This window comes from Marisediminitalea sp., assembly GCF_984433645.1.
Map to the genome: position 1 here is coordinate 1 of NZ_CFIDRX010000098.1, position 16,026 is coordinate 16,026.

The 16,026-nt window shown below is 49.0% G+C and carries 15 protein-coding genes; 5 read left to right on the top strand and 10 right to left on the bottom strand.

Features of this window, described 5'->3' with window-relative positions; translation table 11 throughout:
* The 8 genes from AC4MRN_RS12945 to pilM form a co-directional block, all read right to left on the bottom strand.
* Positions 1-605, bottom strand: a 605-nt coding sequence (locus AC4MRN_RS12945; RefSeq protein ID WP_491203509.1) for an AAA family ATPase, incomplete at its 3' end; no start/stop codon positions are given.
* 24 nt (positions 606-629) lie between these two features.
* Entirely contained in the window at positions 630-1,709 is a 1,080-nt protein-coding gene (gene aroB, locus AC4MRN_RS12950; RefSeq protein WP_491203510.1) for a 3-dehydroquinate synthase, read from the bottom strand.
* A gap of 21 nt (positions 1,710-1,730) precedes the next feature.
* Positions 1,731-2,246 (bottom strand): shikimate kinase AroK, encoded by a 516-nt coding sequence (gene aroK / locus AC4MRN_RS12955; RefSeq protein WP_073324310.1) that lies wholly within the window; start codon positions 2,244-2,246, stop codon positions 1,731-1,733.
* 289 nt (positions 2,247-2,535) lie between these two features.
* On the bottom strand, positions 2,536-4,311 hold the full coding sequence (locus AC4MRN_RS12960) for a type IV pilus secretin PilQ (protein ID WP_491203511.1): 1,776 nt from the start codon (positions 4,309-4,311) through the stop codon (positions 2,536-2,538).
* Positions 4,312-4,327: 16 nt separating this feature from the next.
* Positions 4,328-4,849: a pilus assembly protein PilP gene (locus AC4MRN_RS12965; RefSeq protein ID WP_491203512.1), complete on the bottom strand. Its 522-nt coding sequence runs from the start codon at positions 4,847-4,849 to the stop codon at positions 4,328-4,330.
* Positions 4,846-5,454 (bottom strand): type IV pilus inner membrane component PilO, encoded by a 609-nt coding sequence (locus AC4MRN_RS12970; RefSeq protein WP_073324313.1) that lies wholly within the window; start codon positions 5,452-5,454, stop codon positions 4,846-4,848. The genes AC4MRN_RS12965 and AC4MRN_RS12970 overlap by 4 nt, the downstream gene beginning before the upstream one ends.
* The gene (locus tag AC4MRN_RS12975) at positions 5,451-6,044 is read right to left on the bottom strand and encodes a PilN domain-containing protein (protein WP_073324314.1); all 594 of its coding nucleotides are present in this window, start codon (positions 6,042-6,044) and stop codon (positions 5,451-5,453) included. Before AC4MRN_RS12975 ends, AC4MRN_RS12970 begins: the two co-directional genes overlap by 4 nt.
* Positions 6,032-7,099, bottom strand: coding sequence for a type IV pilus assembly protein PilM (pilM, locus tag AC4MRN_RS12980; RefSeq protein ID WP_488801794.1), 1,068 nt, complete (start codon positions 7,097-7,099; stop codon positions 6,032-6,034). The genes AC4MRN_RS12975 and pilM overlap by 13 nt, the downstream gene beginning before the upstream one ends.
* 142 nt (positions 7,100-7,241) lie before the next feature.
* Between pilM and AC4MRN_RS12985 the strand changes: the two genes are divergently transcribed.
* The 3 genes from AC4MRN_RS12985 to AC4MRN_RS12995 all read left to right on the top strand — a co-directional run bounded on the left by AC4MRN_RS12985 (position 7,242) and on the right by AC4MRN_RS12995 (position 12,840).
* Positions 7,242-9,911: a penicillin-binding protein 1A gene (locus tag AC4MRN_RS12985; protein ID WP_491203513.1), complete on the top strand. Its 2,670-nt coding sequence runs from the start codon at positions 7,242-7,244 to the stop codon at positions 9,909-9,911.
* 45 nt (positions 9,912-9,956) lie between these two features.
* A complete protein-coding gene (locus tag AC4MRN_RS12990) occupies positions 9,957-11,648 on the top strand; it encodes an NAD-dependent malic enzyme (protein WP_073324317.1) in 1,692 nt (563 codons plus the stop codon).
* A gap of 217 nt (positions 11,649-11,865) precedes the next feature.
* Positions 11,866-12,840, top strand: a complete 975-nt coding sequence (locus AC4MRN_RS12995) for a DUF4382 domain-containing protein (RefSeq protein WP_491203514.1) — start codon at positions 11,866-11,868, stop codon at positions 12,838-12,840.
* 31 nt (positions 12,841-12,871) lie between these two features.
* On the opposite strand, the gene AC4MRN_RS13000 is transcribed toward AC4MRN_RS12995, so the two are convergent.
* Entirely contained in the window at positions 12,872-13,735 is an 864-nt protein-coding gene (locus AC4MRN_RS13000) for an alpha/beta hydrolase family protein (protein ID WP_491203515.1), read from the bottom strand.
* 190 nt (positions 13,736-13,925) lie between these two features.
* Between AC4MRN_RS13000 and AC4MRN_RS13005 the strand changes: the two genes are divergently transcribed.
* Together AC4MRN_RS13005 and AC4MRN_RS13010 are read left to right on the top strand one after the other, a co-directional pair.
* On the top strand, positions 13,926-14,216 hold the full coding sequence (locus AC4MRN_RS13005) for a hypothetical protein (protein WP_491203516.1): 291 nt from the start codon (positions 13,926-13,928) through the stop codon (positions 14,214-14,216).
* 113 nt (positions 14,217-14,329) lie between these two features.
* Entirely contained in the window at positions 14,330-15,475 is a 1,146-nt protein-coding gene (locus tag AC4MRN_RS13010) for an alpha/beta hydrolase (RefSeq protein ID WP_491203517.1), read from the top strand.
* A gap of 62 nt (positions 15,476-15,537) precedes the next feature.
* On the opposite strand, the gene AC4MRN_RS13015 is transcribed toward AC4MRN_RS13010, so the two are convergent.
* Entirely contained in the window at positions 15,538-15,999 is a 462-nt protein-coding gene (locus tag AC4MRN_RS13015) for a hypothetical protein (RefSeq protein ID WP_491203518.1), read from the bottom strand.
* Positions 16,000-16,026: the final 27 nt, after the last annotated feature.

The following is a 16,026-nucleotide window of genomic DNA, read 5'->3' on the forward strand; positions in this document are numbered from 1 at the left end:
AGTCTGTTGGGCCGGGTTTCAATATGTGCCTGACCTTTGGCCTGGCGGTAGCGGTCAAAGGCTGCGCGGCGCTGAGCCAGCAGTTTGTCGACGTCGCTACCGTAGTTGTCGCGAGTCACAGACTGACTGCTGATAAGTAAGGGTGTGTCGGTATTTTTAGCCGGCAGCCATTGTTTAGCTTGTTCCGCCCACTCTGACTCACCAAACAGCAGCACGTTCAGGTGTTGTTTGTTGTTGGCAAAGCGGCTTTGCAGAACCAACTCCCACAACTCTTGCAGGAATTGGTTTGGCAGGAACTGCGCATTGGTAATGGTGATCAGGACCGGACCGTTGTGATGATTCAGGTCAGCCAATAGTTCGTTGAGCGGGCGCACATAGCTGCCAATGACCTGACCGAGTAACTGACGACACACATCCCGACGGTAATCGGTGACCTGCATGTCGTCATTCGCGGTTATAAATGCCAGCTCGGTGTTGTCGGCCTGCTGAAATACAAACGACTCCAGCGTGCGTTGCTGTTCTGCAATAGAGTCTCCGCTAACAAAAATTAGCTGAGACGAATAATTGACCAGATATTCAAGTCTGTCATGCAGTTCAGACGACACGGATTCACCCTTTAAAGCCCGTTATTAACCAGCAGGTTGGCTCAGTAGTTCAGTGAGTATGGCTTCACTAACATCTTTGGTAACCACCGCATGACCGATGCCTTGTGGGATGACAAAGCGAATGTGTCCGGCTTCGACTTTTTTGTCGCGGGCCATGTGACGCATGTAATCGCTGTATGTCATGGTTTCCGGGCCTTCAACGGGCAATGCAAATGCCTGTTGCAGCTCCGCCACACGACGGGTTTCTGACGGTGTTAGCCAATCCAGCTTCTCTGCTGTCTTACAAGCAAGGATAATACCAGCCGCAACTGCTTCACCGTGCAGCCAGTTACCATAGCCTTGCTCGGCCTCGATGGCATGACCAAATGTGTGCCCTAAGTTAAGCAATGCACGAATACCGCCTTCACGCTCGTCTTGTGCAACTACTTCAGCTTTGATTTGGCAGCAGCGGAAGATTGCATGGGCAAGCTCTGCTTGCTGCAGATCCTTCAGGCCTTGTTGGTTGGCTTCCAGCCACTCAAAAAAGGCGCTGTCATAGATAATGCCGTATTTAATGACTTCTGCCATGCCAGCCGAGAATTCACGTGCCGGCAGGGTGTTCAAAGTATCGATATCGATAGCGACCAGAATAGGTTGGTAGAAGGCACCAATCATGTTCTTGCCCAGTGGGTGGTTAACGGCAGTTTTACCGCCCACAGAAGAATCTACCTGAGAGAGCAATGTGGTGGGCACCTGAATAAATGGCACGCCTCGCTGGTAGGTGGCAGCCACAAAACCACACAGGTCGCCAATAACACCGCCACCAAGCGCAATGAGTGTGGTGTCTCGCGCTGCATTCATTTCCAGCAGGCGGGTCATGACCACTCCATATTGTTCCAGTGTTTTGTATTGTTCGCCGTCGGGCAACGTGACAACGTCGACGTTTTTATCGCCACAGGCTGCAATTACCTTCTCCAAATACAGCGGTGCAATGGTTTCGTTGGTGACGATAACTGCCCGCGGTCCTTTAATATAAGGCACAAAAAAGCCGGCTTGATTTAATAAGCCGGCTTCTATTTGGATGGGGTAGCTACGATCGTCAAGTTCTACAGTTAAGATTGACATCGAAGTAGCTCCTAAAGAAATTTATAATCCAATTTTGCTGATGATTTGATTTGCGACTGCGCGTGCAGACTGATCATCGGTATCGACTACGTAATCAGCGACTTCTTCGTAAAGTGGATTACGCTTTTCAGCAAGATCTCTTAATACTTGCTCTGGATCGTCCTTTTGTAACAATGGACGACGCTTATCGCGTTGTGTTCTTGCGACCTGCTTGTCGATAGTTGTTTGTAAATACACTACGATACCGCGAGCTGATAAACGGTTACGCACCGCTTTCGTCATGATCGAGCCACCACCGGTAGCCAACACAATACCTTGCTTATCGGTAAGGTCGTTAATGACGTTCTCTTCGCGCTTACGGAAACCTTCTTCGCCTTCTAAATCGAAAATCCAGGTAATATCAGCGCCAGTGCGACGTTCAATCTCCTGATCAGAATCGTAGAATTCCAGATGTAGTTCATCTGCTAAGTGACGACCAATGGTACTTTTACCTGCGCCCATTGGACCAACCAAAAAGATATTACGTTTTTCAGCCATATTTGCTTATTTCACAACTTATCAATGTTAAGGGCAGCGTTGCCTGAGTTCCTCAACCACCCATTCACACGTGCTTATTTTGTCGCTAATAAGCACATACATAAAACCTCGTAAAAATTTCGAGGGCGGGATTATCTCAGTTTCTCAGACCTCTATGCAAGTTTTGTTGCAACATTGGGGCAGATGTTTTGAATATATCGGGGAAATCAAAGCCGTAGCGACCTGAAAAGGCGGGTATGTACGGCTTGTCTGGTTGTTTGAACAGGCATTTTGCCCGGCCTGTTCTCGATTAAAAGTCTTCCGTTACAATTTTGGGCGTAACGAAAATGAGCAGTTCGCGTTTCTGATACACCGTTGAACTGTTTCTGAATAGCGCACCAACGACAGGTAAATCACCAAACAGAGGCACCTTGCTGACATCGTTGCTGTTCACTTGCTGGAAAATACCACCCAATACAATGGTTTCGCCATTTTCGACCAGCACCTGGGTTTTGATTTCCTGCGTATCAATCGCTACGGCATCACCGGTTGCAGTCGCAACGGTTTCGCCACGCGTATCCTGAGTGACTACCAAATCCAGAATAATACGATTGTCGGGGGTAATGTGCGGGGTTACTTTCAGGCTTAATACCGCTTTTTTGAATTCTACCGATGTCGCACCGCTAGAAGTCGCTTGTGAATAAGGGATTTCGGTACCCTGTTCAATATAAGCTTCCTGTTGGTTTGCAACGGTGATGCGCGGACTGGCGATGATCTCACCTTTGTTTTCGGTTTCCAGCGCTGATAATTCCAAGTCCAGAATTGTGCCGTCTGCCAGGCTGGCTATTTGAAAGCCAATCGCACCGGCTGCACTGGTGACTGGCAGGTTCACGTTCAGGCGATCACCTAAATCCGGCACTACACCGCCAGAAATTGTTTCAGCACCCTCAAGTGAGCCCGACACGCCGTTGTCGTCCTGGCGATCGGAGAAGCCCCAACGTACACCGAAGTCTTCGCCTACATTGTCGCGTACTGTCACCATGCGAGACTCAATCAACACCTGCTTAACCGGAATATCCAGTGAAGCAATCACTTTGCGCGCTTCATCAATTGACTCAATGGTATCGCGCACGAGCAGGGTATTGGTGCGCTCATCAACCGTTACCGTACCGCGCTCGGTAAGAATGCCACCGCTGCCTTCGTTGGCTTTGAGGATATTCGCCAGTTCAGCGGCCTTAGCGTAATTAACGGTAATGCTGGCAGAGGATAATGGCGCCAGTTGTGCTACCTGCTGGTCGCTTTGCAGCTTTTGAGTTTCCCTTTGCGATAGTTCTTCGCTAGGCGCAATCAGCAAAATGTTGCCTTCGCGGCGCTTGTCCAGGCCCTTGATCTTTAGAATCATATCCAGCGCCTGATCCCACGGCACGCCCGTTAAGCTAATGGTCACATTGCCACTTACCGTATCGGTGGTGACCAGGTTAAAGCCATTTACCTTGGCGATAATTTGCAATACCTGACGGACCGGCACATCCTGAAAATCCAAGGAAATGGGCTCACCTTCGTACTGACTGCGTTCAAGATTTGCTACCTGCTCTTCGCTCATTGGCGAAATAGAGACGCGCAGTATTTTTCCGTCCTGCTCTGCGTTGGCAACCACTTTTCCTTCGTAGTTAAACACTACGCGAGAGGACTCTTTTTCCTGAAATGTTTCAATGATGGTAACAGGTGTACCAAATTCGGTGACATCTAACTCTACCAGCTGGTCTTTACCTAGTTCAGTTTTAGGAAGAGTAAGTACTAACTTCCCTTTTGCTTCAATGAGCTGCGGTTGGCCTTTGCTGTTTGAAAAGGTGAAGGTGGTCACAGCGCTTTGATTAGCACTGCGAGTGAAAGCAATATCCTTCAGGGTAGACTGAAATACGGTTTGTTCAGCGGCGTTTGGGTTCAGTAATTGCGGAGATTCCTGCGCATTTAACTCAGAGGCAACGACATTCGCCAGCAACAGCGTTACCGCTAATCCCACAAACCAGGAGCGGCGTCTGCTACGCTTGTTGAGTCTTTCGTTAAAGATATATCGCTTAGACATCTTGTTCTTCTCCTGCTCACGAACCCATCGCGAGCGTTGTTTCTTTGCGCTGCCAGCATCCGGTGCCATCAGGCACTAACTCTTCAATGATCACGCTGTTGTTTTTTACGTTAATAATCTTGCCAAAAAACAATCCAATTCGATTCCCGGCTTTCGCCTGGTACAAATTACCGTCATTGGTTTTAAACAATACCCAGTCAGCGCCATTAGAGCGGAAACTACCGGTCAATTGCAGCGCATCAATGCCATAAGACTCCAAAGGCTCTTTTGCCCGGGTCAAATCCGGTTGCGTGCAGTTTGCCTTGACCTGGGTTACAACAGGCGCCTGATCGCGCTGGGGTCGCATGAACGGACTTCTGAATTCAGAAGCGCTGTACACGAATGCCGGTTGCTGCGTAAATTCCGGGTAGGGCTCAATGCGAGACTGTGTAGTTTGCTTTACCTGATTGGTGTAAGCAACTAAATCGTCCATTTGCGGTGCGCAACCCGCTGTTAAGCCTAACAAAGCCAGTGTTACCAATAGGCGTAAGGGTGTCATTTCTTGTCCCCTTCGTTCTTGGTATTCGCTGCCCGATAGGTTTTCGCCAATAGACTTAGCTTCAGGCCTTCCTGTTCAGCCTTTAACTCAAAATCGTGCATCGTAACAATGCGCGGCAAGCCGGCTACCTTTGAGACAAACTCCCCAATATTGTGATAACCACCACTGACTTCGATTTTTATCGGCAGCTCAGTATAAAACTCTTTAGGAATTTCATTTTCCCAGTTAATTAACCGGAAAGTGAGTCCGGCGCTGGTACCTACGTATGTAATATCATCCAGTAAGCCGGGTGTTTCGTTACGTGTTGGTAACGATTTGAGCATGGAGGAAAAGTCTTCCTCGATTTTAGCCAATTGTTGTTTGTACGCGGTTAAGTTAACTGCCAGTCGATACTTGGCCTCAAATTGCAGTTTAAGCTCGGCTTCCTTTTTCTCCGCAGCGTCAAGCAAAGGTAATTTGGGGCTGACAATCGCAAAGTAACTGATGCCACAAATTACAACGGCAACAAACAGCGACACTACAACTTTGATTTCAAACGGCCATACCGCAACCTGTTCAAAATCCAGATCGTTCATTTCTTTCAGGCGAGACACGTCAAACTTCATTTTTTGCCTCCCTTCGCTTTCTGCTCTGCCTCGCGCTGGGCGTTGGCAAGTACCTGGCTAATTGAAAAGGTCAGCGTGAATTCACTGACTGCGTCACTGGCGCTGGTGTCGGCCACAATGGAAGACAAATCACCGGCAGTAAACACTTTGGACTTTTCCAGCTGTCGCATAAACTCAGCCAGACGGTTGTTCGACTCGCTGGTGCCGCGAACTTCAATTTGCGCGCCTTTGCGGATCATCGATTTAAAGCTCACACCGGGTGGGACTAATCGGGCAAGTTCATCCAGAATGTTGGGGGTGATGTTTCTGCTGCTTTGCAGTTGTTCAATCAGGGCCATACGCTGTTCGATAGCAGCTTTACTGTCTTTGATGCGCTTGATTTCGGCAATTTGGCTTTCCAATGCCGTAATTTCGGTTTGCAGATACTGATTGCGGGTATTCTGGTTACTGATTTGCGTTTCAATGAACTGGCCAATTAACCAAAAAATCAGGCCGCAGAACACGGCGACTAGCGCCAGTGTCACTAAAAACTGTTGCTTCTGTTTCTGGCGGCGCTGTTCACGCCAGGGCAAGAGGTTTACATGTGCCACGACGAAAACCCTCTGCTAGCAAGCCCGGCAGCAATGACCATCATAGGCGCCAGTTGATTAACCTGTTCTTCGTTCACTTTGTCACCCAGTTTGATTTGCGTAAACGGGTTAAAAATGTCGACATCAATACCCAGGTCTTGTTGCAGTGTGTCAACCAGTGCTGGCATAACAGCACCCGCACCACATATTAAAATACGATCCGGGCGGTCGGCGTGCACGGTACTCATGTACATCTGCAACGCGCGGTTAATTTGCTGCTGTAAGTTAGCGGCGAACACCGGCAGTGTATCCGTTTCCCAATTTGCCGGGAGTTGTTGGGTAATTAGCTGTTCTTCGGTGTCTTTGCGGTCCTGCATGTGGATCAGTGCCAGGTCCTGAATCAGCATGTCGACCCCAAAGTTATGCTCCTTGCTGTACACCACTTCACCAGATTGCCATACACACATTTGCAACAATGAGGCGCCGATATTGATACAGCAAACGCGCTCATCTTCCCCTTTGTTCGGGTAGAAGTGGTCAATGGCGTTGCCCAGTGCATACCCTTCTACATCGACCACGAGCGGTTCAAACCCCTGCTCGCGGACCAAGGTAGAGCGCAGCATGACCACGTCTTTATGGGCAGCGGTTAGCAGCACATTTACTTTGCCAGCATGGGTTTCGCTCATGCCAAGTTCTTCAAAATCCAGATAGACTTCTTCAAGGGGGTAGGGAATAAGGCTGTCGGCCTCGACTTCAATTTGGCCTTCCAGCTCAAAGTCAGTTTGGTCTGGCTCCATATGGACCACTTTACTGATCACTGACGCACCAGCAACAGCAATGGCCGCGGGCTTCAGTTTGCTCTTCATCGCTTTACGCACTTTGCGCAATGCCAGACTGACCGCTTCCATGTCTGTGATTTCGCGTTCTTTAAACGCGTCTTTAATAATGGGTTCGCAAGCAAAAGCCGTTAAGGTGTAATCACCCTCACTGCCTTCCAGCACCACTGCCTTTATACAACGCGTCCCAATGTCGAGACCGACAATGGGTGGTTGCTTCTTTTTAAACAGCGATTTCAACATATAAACCGTGCCTTTGCGCGCCTGCGTAAATTTCTACCATATGATGTTACTGAATTTTTTTCTATTAAATGGTTCTAATAAATACACTTAGGTATAAAATATAAGTCATTTTGGCAAAAAAGCCCTGAAATATCGTATCGTGAAGTACATTAAAACCTTATTAAAACTTGGCATTATTGCCGGATTGCTCGGAAGCATTGTACTAACGGGTATCTATTTCTATATCAAACCTGATCTGCCCAGCGTTGCTATCCTGAAGGACGTGCGGTTGCAGACGCCTATGCGTATCTATACCCACGACGGTAAACTGATATCCCAATACGGTGTCAAAAGACGGATTCCGGTAACACTGGACGAAACGCCAGATTTACTGAAAAAAGCCATACTGGCCACCGAAGACAACCGTTTTTATGACCACTTTGGTATTGATCCTATCGGCATCACCCGGGCTTTCATTAACCTGGTGATCACCGGTGAGAAAAGTCAGGGTGCCAGTACGCTTACGCAGCAGTTAGCGCGAGGATTCTTCCTGACCCGCGAAAAAACCTACATCCGTAAAATCAAAGAAGTGTTCATTGCTTTGCACATGGAAGCAGAGCTCTCCAAAGACGAAATTTTTGAACTCTATCTGAATAAAATTGAACTTGGCCACCGTTCCTTTGGTTTTGGTGCAGCTGCACAAGTGTATTACGGCAAAAAGCTGAACGAACTCACTCTGGCCCAAATTGCAACGCTGGCCGGGTTACCGCAAGCGCCGTCTGTGTTAAATCCAATCAGTCGCCCGGACCGTTCCCTGGAACGTCGCAGAATTGTATTACTGCGTATGCTGGATGAGGGGTACATCACCCGCCAGCAATTCGACGAGGCGTTAAATTCACCGGTAACCGCTAAAAAACACGGCGCCGAAATTGAACTCGATGCCCCGTATTTAGCTGACCTGATTTACAACGAAATGGTTGAGCTATACGGCAAAGAAGAGGCCGAAACCGGTGGCTACCAGGTGTATGCGACGGCAGATTCACACATGCAGCAAGCGGCTCAGCGCGCGGTGAAGCAAAACCTGCATGACTATGATGAGCGTCACGGTTATCGCGGGCCGGTAGCCAGGTTATGGCCTGAGGAAGACGGTAAATCTGCATCAGGCAACGCGACTACTGAACTAACCGACTCGTCAGTAACACTCTGCGATACACCGGCTATGTATGCTGACTGGCCCTGTGATATCACCGAAGAACAGGTAATGATGGCACTGGACAACGCGGGAGCGTATGGGTTTGTGTTCCCGGTTGCGGTTACTGCCGTTGAAGAGCAGCGTTTTGTTACCCGTGATGTGACTGGCATTGAACGGGCCATTGAGTGGGAAGGGATGGATTGGGCCAGACCTTACATCAGTGACAGTCGTCAGGGCGAGCCACCCAAAACCGCCAGCGACATAGTGTCACCAGGCGACGTTGTGTATATCCGTGAAATGGACGGACAATGGCGACTCGCGCAATTGCCGGATGTGGCAGGAGCCTTTGTAGCACTGGATCCTAAAAATGGCGCCGTGCAAGCCATTGTGGGCGGATACAGTTTCTATCAGAGTCAGTTCAACCGCGCCACCCAGGCTAAACGTCAGGTGGGTTCAAACATTAAACCCTTTGTCTATTCCGGTGCATTGGAACACGGTTATACCGTAGCCAGCGTTATTAATGATGCGCCTATCAACGAATGGGATGAAGCCACAGGCGTCGCATGGCGACCACAAAACTCGCCAGCGGAATACGATGGCCCAATTCGAATGCGCGTTGCACTGGGTAAATCGAAAAACGTTGTGTCAGTAAGGTTGCTGCGAGGCGTCGGGCTCGACAACACCATAGAGCACCTGACCCGATTTGGTCTCGACCGCGCTGATATTCACCGCGACGAAACCGTGTCATTAGGTTCAAGCTCACATACTCCGCTTGAAATAGTGCGTGGCATGGCAGTGATAGCTAACGGCGGTTATTTAATTGAACCCTATTTTATTGACCGTGTGTCGAACGAATTTGGCGAAGTATTGTGGAAGCACAATCCGGTTGTTGCCTGCGGTGAGTGCAACAAAGACACTGAGACAACCACCCCGGTCAACGAAGAGGATATTGATATTGAAGCCTTGCTGGCTGCTGAGTTAAATCAGCAAATGGCACCGCAGGGCGAAGAGGAGGAGGTGATTCCTGCTCCTCAGGTGATCTCTTCGCAAAATGCCTTCTTGGTTGCCGAAATGATGCGAACCGCTGTGCGCTACAATGGTAGCTACAGTAAAAAAACCGGTTGGCAAGGCACCGGTTGGCGAGCCAGCAATATCCTTGGGCGCGAAGACTTAGCCGGTAAAACCGGTACAACCAATGATTCACGAGATGCCTGGTTCAGTGGTTTCAACCGTAATCTGGTGGCAACTGCCTGGGTTGGTTTTGATGATATGAGCCGCCAGTTGGGGCGTGCAGCGTATAACCGCCCCCTTGCCGCCCGCAATCCGGAGCGCTTCGGCTGGATAGGTAATGCGCTGGTTGGGGCAGAAAGTGGTGCCAATGCGGCACAACCTGCCTGGATACGATTTATGCAGGTTGCCCTGGATGGAGAGCCTGAAGCGCCCATGCCAGTACCTGATGACATTGTGCGCGTACGCATTGATCGTACCAGTGGAAAGTTGACCCGGCGCACTGACCATACCACACTATTCGAATATTTCCTGCGGGGCACTGAGCCAACCGTTTATGTGCTTGAAGATGACATCGACGATCCGGCTCAGCAGGATGAAGAAAGTGTAGACGTAGAGGAAATTTTCTAACGTTTGCGCCAAACGACAATGCAAAAAAATAAATGGTTAACTACAATGTCTGATGACGATAAGCGCTATCTGTATATCCCTCATGCGGGGCCCTCGCTACTGGAGACCCCGCTGCTGAACAAAGGCAGTGCGTTCACTGCGCGCGAACGAACCGCCTTTAACCTTACCGGTTTATTACCGCCCCGTTACGAAACCATCGAAGAACAAGTCGAACGTGCTTATATGCAATACAGCTCGTTTGACGAGCCGCTGAATAAACACATTTATTTGCGTGCCATCCAGGATACCAACGAAACCCTGTTCTACCGCCTTATTCAGCGTCACATTGAAGAGATGATGCCTATCATCTATACCCCAACAGTGGGGGACGCCTGTGAACAGTTTTCTGATATCTATCGCAGCTCCCGCGGCTTGTTCATCAGTTGGGAAGAGCGCCATCAAATCGATGATATCGTCCGCAACGCGACTAAGCGCAAAGTAAAAGTCATTGTGGTAACCGACGGTGAACGTATTCTTGGTCTTGGCGACCAGGGAATTGGCGGTATGGGTATTCCTATCGGTAAGCTTTCGCTTTACACCGCGTGTGGCGGGATTTCGCCTGCTTACACGCTGCCGGTAATGCTGGACGTGGGTACCAATAACGAAAAGCTGCTGAACGACCCTATGTACATGGGCGCGCGTCATCCGCGTATCAGTCAGGAAGAGTACGACGAGTTCCTCGATATGTTCATGCGCGCGGTGAGTAAGCGCTGGCCGGAAGCCATGATCCAGTTCGAAGACTTCGCTCAGCCTAATGCCATGCCACTTCTGAAGCGTTATCGCGACCGCGTATGTTGTTTTAACGACGATATTCAGGGTACTGCGGCAGTGACGTTGGGAACCATTCTGGCCGCATGCAGAATGCGCAAAGCCAAACTATCGGCCATGAATATTGTGTTTGTCGGGGCGGGCTCTGCTGGTTGCGGTATTGCAGAGATGCTGATCCAGCAAATGGTGCAGGAAGGGTTGTCTGACGCGGAAGCGCGTAAGAAAATCTTTATGATCGACCGTTACGGTCTGGTTATGGAAGGGCAGGAAGGGTTACGCGACTTCCAGCAACGCTTACAGCACAGCGCTGATGAAGTGAAAGACTGGTCATTTAGCGGCGAATACCCGTCGTTACTGGACGTGGTGAATTGCGCCCAGCCCGACGTGTTAATTGGCGTATCTGGTCAGCCAGGCTTGTTCACAGAGCAAGTGATTCACGCTATGAAGCGCAACAGTGATATGCCGATTATCTTCCCGTTGAGTAACCCGTCACGTCAGGTCGAAGCGCGTCCTGAGCAGGTCATCGAGTGGACCGAAGGTGAAGTGATTATCGCCACAGGCAGCCCGTTCAAACCCGTTGAGTACAATGGTAAAACCTATCCGATTGCGCAGTGCAACAACAGCTATATCTTCCCTGGTATTGGCCTTGGTGTGATTGCCGCTAAAGCCCGCCTGATCAGTGATGAAATGCTGATGGCGGCCAGTAATGCGCTGGCAGACGCATCGCCATTAGCTAATACGGGTGAAGGTGAGTTGTTGCCACCGCTACGTAAAATATCCCAGCTAAGTCGGGATATTGCTTTTGCTGTTGCCAAAGTTGCCATGCAGCAAGGTCTGGCGTTAGAGCAAACCGACGAGCACCTGCTAGCCAGCATTGAACGCAATTTCTGGCGGGCCGAATACCGGCCATACAAGCGCGTTAGTATTTAACCGCGAAGCTGATTTCAAGGGCAACATCAGGTTGCCCTTTTTGTTTCCCGCTACCGTGTACTTTCTGTTGCCACCTTGCAACACTTTCACACTGTCCTTTATCTTGTAATACTTAAAATACACCCTAACGTTATGAAAATTAGACTTTTATTGTAGTTGGCATACGCTTTGATACTCACTTCTCTGTAATGATAAATAAATGCATTCCGGAGTAGTTATGATGTCTCTACGTCAATTCAATTTAAAACCCATTACCCAAGCGGTCCTGATTAGTGCCGTGGTCAGTACATTAGCTGCGTGCGGGGGCTCGGGTTCCGACAGCAACCCAAATAACGCCGGTAACGAGCCTGATAGTACGTCGTTTTCATTAGCTGTTTCTGACGCCCCTGTTGATCAGGCTAATGAAGTGGTGGTGTATTTCGATACGGTGGAGTTGATTGGCGAAGAAGGCAATCAAACCTTTGATGTACGCGATGGCAATGGCGATCCGATGGCAATCGATTTGCTGCAATATCAGGGCGATGCCTTTGTTGAAATTGTTTCTGCTACAGAAATCCCGCTAGGTACTTACTCGCAGCTTCGATTGGTTGTAACAGACGACTCTTACATTTCTACTGACATAGGCACATTTGATCTTGCTGTCCCAAGCGGCGAACTGAAGCTGGATGGCTTTGTTGCGTTGCCTAATGTTGAGGCGGCTTACACCGTCGAGTTTGACCTGCGTAAAAGTGTCGTCGACCCGGTAGGACAAACTACGACTTACTTCCTGAAGCCTCGCGGTGTACGCCTGGTTGCAAATAGCGATGTCGGTACACTGAGCGGTACCATCTCCTCTGACTTGATTACGCATCCGGATTGCAGTGTTAAAGCCGACAGCGATGTAGGAAACGCCGTGTATATTTACGGTGATGTAAACCTGGACGCGGGCGTTCTAGGCGACGATGCGGACAACCCAAGCGATACGCAAGAGGTGTCTCCCTACGCTATTGCCACGGTGAATTACGATGAAGCTTCTGACTCATACAGCTATGTAGCGGGCTACTTACCTGCTGGTGACTACACGGTTGCATTTAGTTGTTTGGCTGACGTTGACGAACCAGAATCAGATGAAAACGCGGACGATGGATTTACCTTCCAGGCGGTAACTGAAACCAGTATTACTGCAGGTAACGAGACCGTATTGGCACTTTAACCCTTAGTGGGCAAGGGACTGCCCACTTTTTTTATGCGGTTTGTTTTTGTAGCCATTGACTGGCGATCGACCACAACGGCAAACACTGGCGCGAGAAAAAGCGCATATGTCCAATATGACTCAGGCCGTACGTTGTGGGGTTGAGGGACTTCTTCTCTGCTTTAATGCGGCTGTAAACAGCCAGCATTTCATCGACGTTCTGCGGACGCGCAATTTCATCGTCGGTGGCTGTTAACCACAACGAAGGCTGAGTCAGGTCATCGTAATAATGCCGGGTTACACCTTTGCCAAATTCGGTTTTCACATAACCCTGACCGTTACACCACTTCTGCCATTGAGCAGCCACGCGTTTTGGTAATGGCTCGCCCATTCCCACCCATTGAGATTGAGTTTGCCCAAACAACAGGTTAGTAAGCGGTATAAAACAGTTCATGTAGAAATGGGCTTTGAATTTGTAGGGCCAGTCGAAGTTACGCAAGCTACCTGAAGAGCTCCCAAACGTAACAAAGCTATGAAGCTGGTGGCTGTTAGGCATGAGGCCAACTAACTGCCCGCCAGCACTATGGCCAATTAAATGTAGCGGTATATCAGGATACAAGGATTTTAACGTATCCAAAACCGCTGGCATATCTAGCTCGCCCCAACACTGCAGTGATGCATTGCGCATGATCTGTTTATGTTTGTCAGATTCGCCGATGCCCCGGTTATCGTAGGTCAGTACAGCGAAGCCCTGCTCACTCAAAAACTTGGCAAAATGTTGGTAAAAACGCTGACCAATACCCGTTGCAGGCGCAATCATAATTGCTCCTGTGGCGAGCTTCTTCGCTGGGTATAGTGTCGCAGCTAACTTTACGCCGTCTGAACAGGTAATCGTGATCGGTTTAGGGATTGTCATAAGAGATGCAGTAATACGATTCTGGTCTAACCAGTTGACAGTATAGCGGAGCAGTGCCTGAAGTGCTACTTTATCAGGGGAGTGAACTCTGGGGGCTTGCAAAGGTCAGAAGTGGTGTCTTTGGTGAGTTTATCTACGTTGTCCCGGCATTAGACCGGGTTATCATTTTCAAAAAAGCAGGGAGAGCAGTATGTCTTTACTATTCACACGCAGTACCGTTAAGAAGTTGTCTGCTGTTTGTTCTGGCGGCGTTTTGATGGCCTTGTCGGGTTGTACGGTAAGTTACGATCCTATTGCAAACAACGAGTTAGAAGAACCCGTGTGCGTTGCTGTTGCCACAAGGATGCTGAATTGCCCGAATGAACCTTATGCAAGAAATAACCTTGAGCCCCACAATGAAGCTCACCAACAAATGCTACCCATGGAGCAAAGGGTAGAAATTTTAAGAAGCGAACTGGAGACGCTGAACCGCACTCACTGACTTCTAGAACACCGTGTCGCGTTAATTGTACATCGCTCTATAGACACTGTTAGTACTTGTTAAATCCATTCAGACCCCAATATCTTTCTCACTACAATCCAAACGGAGTTGGTATGAATAAGGGGTTAATGTTACTGCTTTACCTGTGTTTTTTATTGTCACCGCTGGCCACTGCCGGAGTAGACTGGCTGCCCCAGCAACACATAAAATCACAGATCCTTAAGGAACAGCGCGCTTATCGCGTGTCGTTACCTGAAAACTATGAGCAATTTTCCCGGCAATATCCGTTGTTACTAGTGCTGGATGGCGACCACTATGGCGATCTTGTCGCTAATAACGCTCAGTTTTTGGCGGAAGCCGGTGATATACCCGAACATGTGATCGTTGCGCTGTCTTCAGTAAATCGATTGCGGGATTTTACGCCCACAGACTCGCCAGATTGGCATGGTGATGGCGGCGCTGAGGCCTTTTCAAACTTCATTAACAACGAACTGCTCAGCGCGCTAAAGGCGGACTATCGCATTGATGGGCACAAGGTTATCTGGGGGCATTCGGCGGCCGGGCTGTACGTGATGTACCACTTGTATACTTCTCCAACCACGTTTGATGCGTATCTGGTTAATGACGGCTCACTGGATTGGGACAATGGTGTGGTGGTTGATAGCCTGCGGCAGTACCTGCAAAAAGACACGCACCCCAAGCAGTTTCTCTATTTCAATAACAGTTATCTGCTTGATGATATACCAGACGAATTTCGATTTGTTGATCACGTAAAATCTGTGCTGAAAGCCAATTCCACTCAGTCATTGCGTTGGGTTCATCAAAATCTGAGTAATGAAAGCCATGCCACCATACCATTGGTGGGCAGCGTTCACGCTCTGCGAGCCCTCTATGAAGGCTACAGGATCCCAGAAGCCATTGTGTATAAAGGGCTGGAAGCCATGAAGTCGTATGTTGAGTCTTTATCTGGTCGGATTGGCGCGAAACAGAAAGTTGCTGAGGAAAACTTGTTGGATTACGGCTACCACGCGCTGTTTTCTGAACACATTGATATCGAGCATGCCATTGAGACCTTCAAATACGCGGTGAGTTTATATCCGGAATCCATTGCATCACTTGAAGGCCTGTATCTTGCGTATGAGGAAACAGGCAATAAAACGTTGGCAAGTGCTGCGTTAAACCAGGCAATCGATGTGGCTAAACGTAACGACTCTGATGAATTACAGCGGCTACTGGATATGAAACAGGGCACTGAATGATACTCTGAACGGGCGTATGACATACTGGCAAGACAACGTCGGGGGTAGTAATTCTATGCTAGTTAACCATAATTTCTTACTACGGCATTCCTGATCAAATTGAATTGAAACCAGATCATAATCGGCATAGCGCTAAAACTGTAAATGACCCAAAGGTACCAGTTCCCTTCGGCAGTGGTAAGGGCGTATACGACAACTGCGTATACAAGCCAGTATACGGAATGCACTTTGATACAAACAGGCAGACTCAGCACAATCACCGTGTCTAGTACGCCGGCCTTCTGGTAGTGCGCACAGGCTTTGTAAACTTTGAGTGCACCAAGGTGGAATACCACCAACGATGCAACGTATGACGCGAGTGTGATCACATCCAATGAATACGATAAGCCAAATAAGTACATGGGTAATACCGTGCTGGCCGTTTGCAAATAGAAGCAGGCAATGTAGTACCTGATTTTTTGGCCTTGACCGAGTTCCTCTTTGGCTAACAATGCAGCCAGGCGATCCGTGTCCCAGAAATACATAGTGCATCATCCCTGAATGAATTTAGT

What these genes read in the sequence shown, in the direction of transcription:
- aroB (WP_491203510.1), bottom strand. Translation starts at nt 1,709, where the DNA reads ATGTCAATCTTAACTGTAGAACTTGACGATCGTAGCTACCCCATCCAA.
- aroK (WP_073324310.1), bottom strand. Translation starts at nt 2,246, where the DNA reads ATGGCTGAAAAACGTAATATCTTTTTGGTTGGTCCAATGGGCGCAGGT.
- AC4MRN_RS12960 (WP_491203511.1), bottom strand. Translation starts at nt 4,311, where the DNA reads ATGTCTAAGCGATATATCTTTAACGAAAGACTCAACAAGCGTAGCAGA.
- AC4MRN_RS12965 (WP_491203512.1), bottom strand. Translation starts at nt 4,849, where the DNA reads ATGACACCCTTACGCCTATTGGTAACACTGGCTTTGTTAGGCTTAACA.
- AC4MRN_RS12970 (WP_073324313.1), bottom strand. Translation starts at nt 5,454, where the DNA reads ATGAAGTTTGACGTGTCTCGCCTGAAAGAAATGAACGATCTGGATTTT.
- AC4MRN_RS12990 (WP_073324317.1), top strand. Translation starts at nt 9,957, where the DNA reads ATGTCTGATGACGATAAGCGCTATCTGTATATCCCTCATGCGGGGCCC.
- AC4MRN_RS12995 (WP_491203514.1), top strand. Translation starts at nt 11,866, where the DNA reads ATGATGTCTCTACGTCAATTCAATTTAAAACCCATTACCCAAGCGGTC.
- AC4MRN_RS13000 (WP_491203515.1), bottom strand. Translation starts at nt 13,735, where the DNA reads ATGACAATCCCTAAACCGATCACGATTACCTGTTCAGACGGCGTAAAG.
- AC4MRN_RS13005 (WP_491203516.1), top strand. Translation starts at nt 13,926, where the DNA reads ATGTCTTTACTATTCACACGCAGTACCGTTAAGAAGTTGTCTGCTGTT.
- AC4MRN_RS13010 (WP_491203517.1), top strand. Translation starts at nt 14,330, where the DNA reads ATGAATAAGGGGTTAATGTTACTGCTTTACCTGTGTTTTTTATTGTCA.
- AC4MRN_RS13015 (WP_491203518.1), bottom strand. Translation starts at nt 15,999, where the DNA reads ATGTATTTCTGGGACACGGATCGCCTGGCTGCATTGTTAGCCAAAGAG.